This window comes from Candidatus Latescibacter sp., from assembly GCA_030692375.1.
Classification (GTDB): domain Bacteria; phylum Latescibacterota; class Latescibacteria; order Latescibacterales; family Latescibacteraceae; genus JAUYCD01.
Map to the genome: position 1 here is coordinate 1 of JAUYCD010000174.1, position 8,865 is coordinate 8,865.

7 protein-coding genes are annotated in these 8,865 nt (G+C 51.2%); 4 read left to right on the forward strand and 3 right to left on the reverse strand.

Annotated features, from left to right (window positions below; genetic code table 11):
* Positions 1–227: 227 nt before the first annotated feature.
* The 3 genes from Q8O92_10525 to Q8O92_10535 all read right to left on the reverse strand — a co-directional run bounded on the left by Q8O92_10525 (position 228) and on the right by Q8O92_10535 (position 2,063).
* Positions 228–827: an MltR family transcriptional regulator gene (locus Q8O92_10525; protein MDP2983749.1), complete on the reverse strand. Its 600-nt coding sequence runs from the start codon at positions 825–827 to the stop codon at positions 228–230.
* A 134-nt stretch (positions 828–961) separates the two neighbouring features.
* Positions 962–1,684 (reverse strand): hypothetical protein, encoded by a 723-nt coding sequence (locus Q8O92_10530; protein ID MDP2983750.1) that lies wholly within the window; start codon positions 1,682–1,684, stop codon positions 962–964.
* Positions 1,677–2,063, reverse strand: coding sequence for a hypothetical protein (locus Q8O92_10535; protein MDP2983751.1), 387 nt, complete (start codon positions 2,061–2,063; stop codon positions 1,677–1,679). The genes Q8O92_10530 and Q8O92_10535 overlap by 8 nt, the downstream gene beginning before the upstream one ends.
* 597 nt (positions 2,064–2,660) lie before the next feature.
* Between Q8O92_10535 and Q8O92_10540 the strand changes: the two genes are divergently transcribed.
* The 4 genes from Q8O92_10540 to Q8O92_10555 all read left to right on the forward strand — a co-directional run bounded on the left by Q8O92_10540 (position 2,661) and on the right by Q8O92_10555 (position 8,729).
* Complete coding sequence (locus Q8O92_10540) at positions 2,661–3,359, forward strand: GntR family transcriptional regulator (GenBank protein MDP2983752.1); 699 nt, start codon at positions 2,661–2,663, stop codon at positions 3,357–3,359.
* Entirely contained in the window at positions 3,346–4,566 is a 1,221-nt protein-coding gene (locus Q8O92_10545) for an ATP citrate lyase citrate-binding domain-containing protein (GenBank protein MDP2983753.1), read from the forward strand. The genes Q8O92_10540 and Q8O92_10545 overlap by 14 nt, the downstream gene beginning before the upstream one ends.
* Positions 4,567–4,774: 208 nt before the next feature.
* Positions 4,775–6,955, forward strand: a complete 2,181-nt coding sequence (locus tag Q8O92_10550; protein MDP2983754.1) for a citrate/2-methylcitrate synthase — start codon at positions 4,775–4,777, stop codon at positions 6,953–6,955.
* Between the two features lie 382 nt (positions 6,956–7,337).
* The gene (locus Q8O92_10555) at positions 7,338–8,729 is read left to right on the forward strand and encodes a twin-arginine translocation signal domain-containing protein (GenBank protein MDP2983755.1); all 1,392 of its coding nucleotides are present in this window, start codon (positions 7,338–7,340) and stop codon (positions 8,727–8,729) included.
* Positions 8,730–8,865: the final 136 nt, after the last annotated feature.

An 8,865-nucleotide genomic window follows, 5' to 3' on the forward strand; every position in this document is an offset into this window, starting at 1 on the left:
AGGTGATGACGTTTCCGGGGCCGGTTATTCCCATTTATATATATAAGAGCCGACAAAAAATGAACAGGAGATTGATTTTCTTGGGGATGGGCGGATCAGTTATTGATTCAACAATAACTTCCCGCATAAGTTGCGTGGGGACTTGTCAGGATCACCCACATCCTCGAAACCGGAACCAACTTTCGAGAGTCCCCAACAGTTTATCTTGGTCAGCAGAATTCCCCAAATCAACCTTCATGCGGTTGTTTTGCCCCTATTTCATCAACACTGCTTTTGCCTTCTACTCTAATGACTTGAGCTAACTGCATATCATCTTTTACAGTTCGACGCTCTCTTTGAACATCAAGTATCTTTATTCCTAACTGGTTTGCCAAAATCGAGACTGTGATTACGAACTTATCTCTGTGTGATTTCTGAATAACCGGCAAAACTTTTAAAATAACGGGTTTTTGTAGCGAATTACACAAGCCGACGATTTCCTTTTCTTCAAAAGAATACCCATGTAGTTTATGTGCAAATTTATTCCTTATTTTCTTGATTATTTTTAGATCATTGTATTCAGCCTTGCTTATCAGCCCCAAGCAATAAGCAGTTTTTATCCGTGTACCAAAACTAGATAAAGGTGTTTCCGAATTTTTATCACTTCCCAATAACTCGCCTACTACATTGTCTTCGTCAATCATAAAACTTGCAATGAGATCTCGCAGGAGCGAATCGAGAAAAGCACCCGATATAATCACGGCAGCTCGTGGGGTTTCTTGTCGGAATTCATCAAAGAAGGTATCCCATTTATACTCGTTCAAATCTGTTCTTTTGCGAATAGACATTTTCATTACATCTTAGGATATTTCCGTTTATTGCTAAAAACGGTTCGGATATCAATGTGTGGATAAGCTAATATTTGAATATCTTTTTGCGACATTTTTTTAAATTAGCCAATCAGGCGTTCACCCTCGTCCGTTCACCTTGATGCCGGTGGCTGTCTGGTATAACGCCTTGTTATACAGTGGTTTTTGACTAGTTCTCCGATAAGCTTTGAGTGATCAGCATTTGGGTTAATTAGACGCTCAAGACAATCTGCAATTTGGTAACATCCAACACTTCGAAGCTGTCCTGGAAGCTCAGGTCTTGACGCAGGATACACTTCTCGTTTGAGCAGTTCTGTTCTTGCCAGGTGCGTTGCGTACGACAGCGCTTGCTCGTGGGCAGCATCTACATCACCAACTTCAAGCACATTGGTCAAACGACAAAAGGCTTCCGCAGCTCTCTTGTCTGAAACATCTGCCGATGGAAGTGGGAGTCTATAGCGCCACGATTCCATGATCCGGTCCCAATAGCCTTCTCGCTGGAAGAGTACACTGCCAAACTTTACTGCCCACCCAAGTAAATCATTGCCTTGCGCAATTTGTTTCTCCACCTTACATGCCTGATATTTGCGAAAATCTATCTCGATAGGCGGTTTAGCATTCAGTTCAGCCGGTTCTCGGCAGATGACAACAAGGTCGAGATCGACGCTATGGACTGCTGGACGTACAGTTGAACCAACTGCCACCACAGCCATGATGTTGTCATTATTGCCAGCTTCATCCAGGAAACCCAGTGTCCAGTTCTTGGAACGAGGCGTTGGCCAACATCTGATGTACTCAGACAATTCGAGCGCCGACCGCACAGCCGTTTTACTCATCGTCGTTCCCTGTCGCTATGAGCGCTGCCACCGCATCGACGTATTGTTCGATCTGTGACGCAATGTCTTCCGCATCGAGATCAGGTCGGTCAACATCACCATAAGCAGCCGCCTTACGCGCTTCATTTAGATCGCACAGCAAGTCGCTTATGTCCTGGAGACCCTTCGTATTGTGCAACTCTTCCGCAACATCCACCTTTTCCCAGTGTTTCTTTGAGGTATGCAGCCCAAAGTGGAGTGCAGCCGCTTCAACGGCAGCTTCCAAACAGTAAAAGCCGTACAGCGATAAGTTGTCCCAATCGGTCGGCTCTGACCAAGCTACAAGTACTCGTTCAAGGTGTCTCTTTGCGAGTTGCAGCTTACTCGATTTGAGCGTCATCCTATTCCTCTTCCTCGCCTTGTCTAAGCTGATTATTTCTTTAACCGGTTTTCGTTATTCACAGGTGAAAGCATACAATATTATAACCGTTTAGCGAAAAGTTTTTTCAAGGATTTCTTTGTAAAACCGGTTAAGAAAGAATTCATTAACTTTAGTGAATAGTTTTGTGTGGTTCTTGACATGAAATATATAGAATTTATAATTTTCTACAAACACAATTTTTTCACACCGAAATACTAATCCTTCATTTCGCCAGCCCACCAAACCTCACCCAAAATATGCTATAATATATACTCCCGGTTGCTTATGGGGTCAGGGCACAAGCCAACCATAAGACGCGGCGCTTTACCTTTTCCTGTTCGCGCTTTAAAACGATGGCGATACTCTCGTGGTTTTCAGAACATGAGAAAGAACGACATAGTGCCGTTTCGTGACTATTGAGGAGTGAGGTCGAGCACTTTCCTCGCCGAACTTGCCTCGGCATAAATATTCGATAGTTGATTATGGGATTTATATTTTCTTGACAAAGCCCCATTTTACTGTATATTGTATACAATATCCAATATACAGTATCCACACCAGCTAAAGGACTCAACTATGAACGACCTCTCCCCTCCTTTTGACCAGTCTACCCTCACCGACCGCGTCTACAACGCCATTCTCGAACAGCTCATGAATCATCGCATCCGTCCCGGCAAAAAACTCAACGAGGAAGCTCTCTCCTCCCTGCTCGGGGTTTCACGGACGCCGGTGCGCGAAGCCCTCCAGCGGCTGGCAGCGGACGGCCTGGTGGATTTCTATCCCCGCTGTGGCGCATCTGCCAAGGAAATCACTCCACAGGACATCACCGAACTGTACGACTTACGGCGCTGCCTGGAGATTCATGCGGCCCGTCGCGCCCTGGGAAACATCCCGGAAGACAGGGTGCAGAAGATTGACCGGCTGATTGAATCATGCCGCGGCGCATCCGGGGTGGATTTTATCGAGGCCGAATTGCAGGTTGACTGCGAGCTTCATGGGGCATTCATTGCCTGCTGCGGGAACAGCCGTCTGACTGTGATGCTGGAAAAGCTCAAGCATCTCGCCACTTTCATGCGGATACTGCATTTCGGCAGCGAAGAGCTCGCGCGTGAAAACCTTGAGGAGCATGAGAATATCTGGAAGGCAGTCGCCGCCCGTGATGAAGAGCGGATGGCGAAACTCATGGAGGAGCATCTGGACAACCGGCAGAAACGTTTATTGGAGCATTTTCATCTTCGCAATACTGATGAGGAGGCGGCGTATGAGATTGTATGAATATGAAGGCAAAATTCTGTTCAAAAAGGCCGGTATCAGGGTCCCAAAAGGTCATGTCCTGGATAAGGACGCCGCACCCTCCGTTCCGGTGCACGGCCCCTGGCCCCAGGTGGTAAAAGCCCAGGTATTGAAAGGCGGAAGGGGAAAAGCCGGAGCTGTTGTGTTCGCGGAAAACGAGAAAGAGCTGCGCGAAGCGGTGCATTCTCTCCTGGGCGCCACTGTTTTTAATGAGGAGGTAACCAGAGTCATTGTTGAAGAGAAAATTGCCATTGAGCGGGAATACTACATTTCTGTAACCTACAAGGGCGATCTCCCGGCGGTCATTTTCTCCCAGCAGGGCGGAATGGATGTGGAGGAGCTTTCCAGGAAGGAACCTTCCGCTGTGATCATGGAGCCGGTGGATATTCATACCGGGCTGGAATCGAGGCAGGCGCATAAAATGCTTGTTCGGGCGGGAGTAAAGGGGGATGTGGAAGAGCTGACCGATGTCATGCTCAAACTCTACAAGTGCTTCGTCTCCAACGACGCCCTTCTGGCGGAAATCAATCCGCTCGTGCTCTCCGCCGAGGGACAGCTCATCGCTGTGGATTCCAAAATGGAGCTGGATGATGAAGCCCTCTACCGACAGACCACACTCACTCTCCCGGAGCGCCGCGATTTTTCACGGAAAACCACTCCTCTCGAGATTCAAGCCCTGAAAAACGACCAGACCGATACCCGTGGAGCGGCGGGAAGAATGTTCTACGAGATTCCCGGTGGAGACATCATCGTTCTCGCTTCCGGGGGCGGAACGAGCAGCGAGGCGCTGGACAGCCTCTATATGCACGGAGGCCGGCCGGCCGTTTTCACCGAATACAGCGGTAATCCCACTGCCGAGAAAGTGAAGGGGCTGACCAGGGTTGCCCTCTCCTACCCCGGCGAGATACACGGTATCTGGGTGGTGGGCGGGCGCGCCAATTTCACCGACATCTACGAGACCCTGGTAAATGGAATCATGGCCGGCATACGGGAAACCGAGGGGTTTGATAAGAAAATCCCCATTGTCATCAGGAGGGCCGGCCTCCGGGACATGGAAGCGTTCAATGCCCTGCGCCTGATCCGGCGCAACGAGAAATTCAACATCTTCCTCCGGGGAATGGAGACCTCCATTCATGATGCGGCGCAGCTGCTCATCCATCATGTGAACAATTATAAGAAAACCAGGTAGCTCAAAGACGAATTTCACAGGATTTACCAGGTTAAAATTAGACAGGATTAACAAGATTAACAGGATTAAAATCTTGTAAAATCATGTAAATCATGTCAAAATGAAAAGAGTAATAATTAGACAGCATTGACAAGAATCACAGGATAAAATCTTGTAAAATCATGTAAATCATGTCAAAGAATAGAACGCCGAGGAGACAATCATGGGAATGCTCACCAGTAAGGACTGCCAGATCCTTATTCAGGGAATAACCGGAAAACAGGGAACCACCATCTGCCGTGACATGCTCGAATACGGCACCAAAGTTGCTGCCGGCGTCACCCCCGGCAAGAGAGGCGCCAGTATCAACAATGTGCCGGTCTACAATACAGTGGATGAAGCGCTCCGTCATCACCCGGACATTACTGTTTCGCTCATCACTGTGCCGCGCGAGGCAGCCCTCGGCGCCACCCTGGAAGTTCTCGGGAAAGGGAAAATCAAATTGGTCAATCTGCTCACCGAGGGCATTCCGGTGCGCGATATCGCGGAAATCGTGCAGGTCTCCCGTAAGGTGGACGTACGCCTGGTAGGGCCATCATCGGTCGGCATTATCTGTCCGGCGGACCGGGTCAAGATCGGCGCCATCGGAGGAAACGATCCGGGAGTATTCTATCCGGGAGAGGTGGCCATCTTTTCTAAGAGCGGCGGGATGTGCCTTTCGCTTGCCACCGAGATTTTCAACCGCAAGGGTTTCGGAACCAGCACCGTAGTGGGCATGGGCGGCGACCGCATCATCGGCAGCAATTTTGTCGATCTGCTCAAGCTCGCCCGCGACGACGAGGACACGAAAATCGTTGTTCTCAATGGAGAGGTGGGCGGCAGCTACGAAGAAGATGCGGCGGAATATATCCGTTCCACCCGCTATCCCAAGCCGGTGGCCGGGTTGATCTCAGGCATCGGCGCGGAACATTTCTTTCCCCGCGGCTCACGGATGGGGCATGCCGGAGCGGTGATCGGCGAAGGGAACGTCGGCGCCTACGAGCACAAGATGAAGATAATGAAGGCTGCGGGAATCAGCATGGCCCGAAGCTCTTCTGAACTGGCGGAAATTATCGGACGGATTCTCAAGGAAGAAGGGAATCACCTGGAAGAAAGCGACCTTCGGAAACCCGAGCTGGTGAGTATTTCCAAGCCTAAACTGGAAAGCATGAAACGCCAGATTCGCGCTATTTCCCTGAAGACCGGCATCACCCAGCTTTTCGACGGCAAACCCTACCTGCTCGGCTATCCTTTCAGCGAACTGATTACCGGCGCGCCGATTGAGGACATCATGTTTATGGTGCTCACCCGGAAAGACCCTAAACCCCATGACCGTCATCTCCTGAAACGCCTCTTCGTCTATCACCTGAAAAATGTCCCTCTTTCCCGGAGCGCGGTGGAAGCGGCGGTAGAGAGCGCCCGTAACGGCAACCCCCTGAATGCTGCGGTAAGCGCAGGTCTGCTCTGCCAGGAAGAAGTTCCGGTGGAGAACCTGCACGAGGACCTGAAAGACGCTTTCACCCCCATGCAGGCCGAATCGCTGGTGCTTGCCGGATGGGTGATGGCCCTCGTCGGACACATCCTCACAGGGGAATTTAAAGTTTCCGCGAACAGCCGCCCGGAGCAGATTTTTTTCCAGGCGATCGCCGGCCGTAAGCCCAATGCAGGAGAGGCGGACCTTTTCCGGGCCGTCTTTGCCGCCTGCGTCGACCATACCCCGGCGGTGCCTTCCTCGCTGGCCGCCATCACTTCCTATTCCGGCGGGGTTTCCATCAAAACCGCCCTGGCCGCCGGAATCACCGCCATGGGAAACACACACGCCGGTGCCGGAGAGGAAGCCGCGTATGCGTTCCAGGTTGAAGCTGTAGAGGCGCAGCGAGCTGCGCCTGCACACGAGGATTCGCCCGAAAAAAAAGCCCGGTATCTGACAGACAAGTATGCTGGAAAACTGGGCGGCGAGAAAAGGAAGATTCCAGGTTTTGGACACCGGTATTACAGCCTTTACGGCGCCGATCCCCGCGCGGATGCCCTCCTTTCCCTGGCGGAGAAATATGGCTATGGCGATAAACATATCGCCATCGCGCGGGAAATAGGAAACATCCTGCAGGAAGAAAAAGCGAGCGGTTTATGCCTCAATGTGGACGGCGCCATCGGGGCGCTCCTGTCCGAAATGGGCATTGCTCCCGCCGCCGGAAAAGCCCTGTTCATCATCCCCCGCACTGTCGGTATCCTGGGCCAGCTCCTGGAGCAGAAAGCGGGATCGTTCTTCCGGCTCGACAACGATTCGGTTGCGTATGTGGGTCCCCCGGTTCCCCGCAGCTACAGCGAAATACACCGTCACGGCGATGGGGAAGAGAAGGCGGAGGAGTGAAGAATACGGGGAAGACAGAAGACAGAAGAAAAGAATATTTCTCACACAGTTCGCAGGTTTTGAGTGTTTAGATCCTGAAACGGTTTTATCGTTCCCGCGAAGCGGCAACGAGTTCAGGATGACACGTGTCATGCCGAACTTGTTTCGGCATCCATTATAAAAAAGAAAGCAATAAATACGTCGTCATCTAAAAATATATATTTCTTTGTTATTACTCCTTCAAACATGCAATTTTATTATTCACGGTTCAGACTTCTTTTTCTTTTGCTGTTTGATTTCCGCCTTCAGCCTAGTAATTTATCCCCACATTATTGTTTCTATCATGGTAATCCTCTAATCCAAAGAATCATGGTTCAGATATTCACCATCACCGGAGGTTGAAATGGGTAATACCAGTCGTCGTGAACTGCTCAGGAAAGGCGCTCTCGCGGGCGCAGGAATCGTAACCGGAAGCGTTCTCCCCTCACCCGCCCCGGCCTCAGCCGACACCGCTCTGCTGACCGGCGAAAGTAAATGGGACAGCGAGTACAACTTCGGGCATACCATACTCTTCATGGATGAATACTACCAGGGCACCATGAAAATCCTCGGCTCTCTCGCAGGCGAGCTCGAACACATCGGAGAGCTCTCCAACCGGGCGGTCAGTGTGATCAAGGGCGGCGGAACGGTGTATAATTCCGCCAACATCGGGCACATGCCCTCCACCGAGCAGGCAGAGAGCCGCCTCGGCAACCCAAAGGTCATGAAAGATTACCGGAACATGACCAAAACACAGAACAAAGCCGAGATGGCGGAAGCGGCATTCGACGACCTGAAAAAAGGGGATATGATCATCACCAATTACTGCAACAAATCCCTCAAGGCGGCCCGCGACCGCGGTGTGTATGTGGTGACCGTGCCGGTGAATTATGTCAACAACGAGTTCTGGCCGGAGGGATATGTTCTCCCCAACGAGGACAACCTCATGCTCAAGGATGTCTCCAGCGAGATTCTCCACAGTTACATCCCCTACGAGCAGGGGCTTGTCCATCCGCCGGAGATTCCCTACATGGCGATCTGCCCTTCATGCACTACAGCGCTCGGCGCGCTCTACTGGATGCTCTCCGCGGAGATTGCGAACAAGCTGGCCGATCCCAAGGCGAAAAATGTCGACAAGAGCGCCGAATACCTGGCCATTCTGACCGAGCGGGTGCGCAAGATCAAGAATGTCCACATGGATCAAATCAGGGAGACTGCGGTCGAAATGGCCCGGCGGGTGCGTGACGGCGGCAGGTGGTTTGTGCAGTCAAACGAGCACAAAGGCCTGGCGAGCGAGCTGGTGCGTGTGGCTTCCGGCCCCTGGATGCCGAATACCGGGGATTGGAACGCGAAGAAAACACGTAATATCATGCTGATAAGCGCCATCTCTCCCGCTTTTCCCGATGAAATCAAAGCCGCGCTGGAAAAAAAGGTGGAGGGCGCTTATGTGATAGGCATCGGGCCTACATCCCTTGATGGAGCATTCCCTCCCGGTCGCCTTATTGATGTTGCGGACGCGGGATTCGACAATTTCTCCCCTGAATCCGGCGGAGTGATCCGTATCGCCGGACGCAAGGAGACTGTCTGCCCTACTTCGGGGATAATGAGCAATATCATTCAGCAGATGATATGCGCCCAGTGGGCGGACGAGATGGCCCGCCGCGGCTCGGTGCCCTATTTTCTCATGGGGAACTACCGCAAGGGGCGGACTTTCAATCCCCTTCTCCAGCCCTCGGCGGAAAAAAGAGGGTATTAGCCCGGATTATTCATAAAAAAAGGCAGTGCATCAACTAATATATTGTATTATATTGTAGTTAGACAAATAACGACGAACAAACACAATACAAATGAGTTGAGCCTGCCATGAGAGAAGATACCCAACTTTCGCTTAG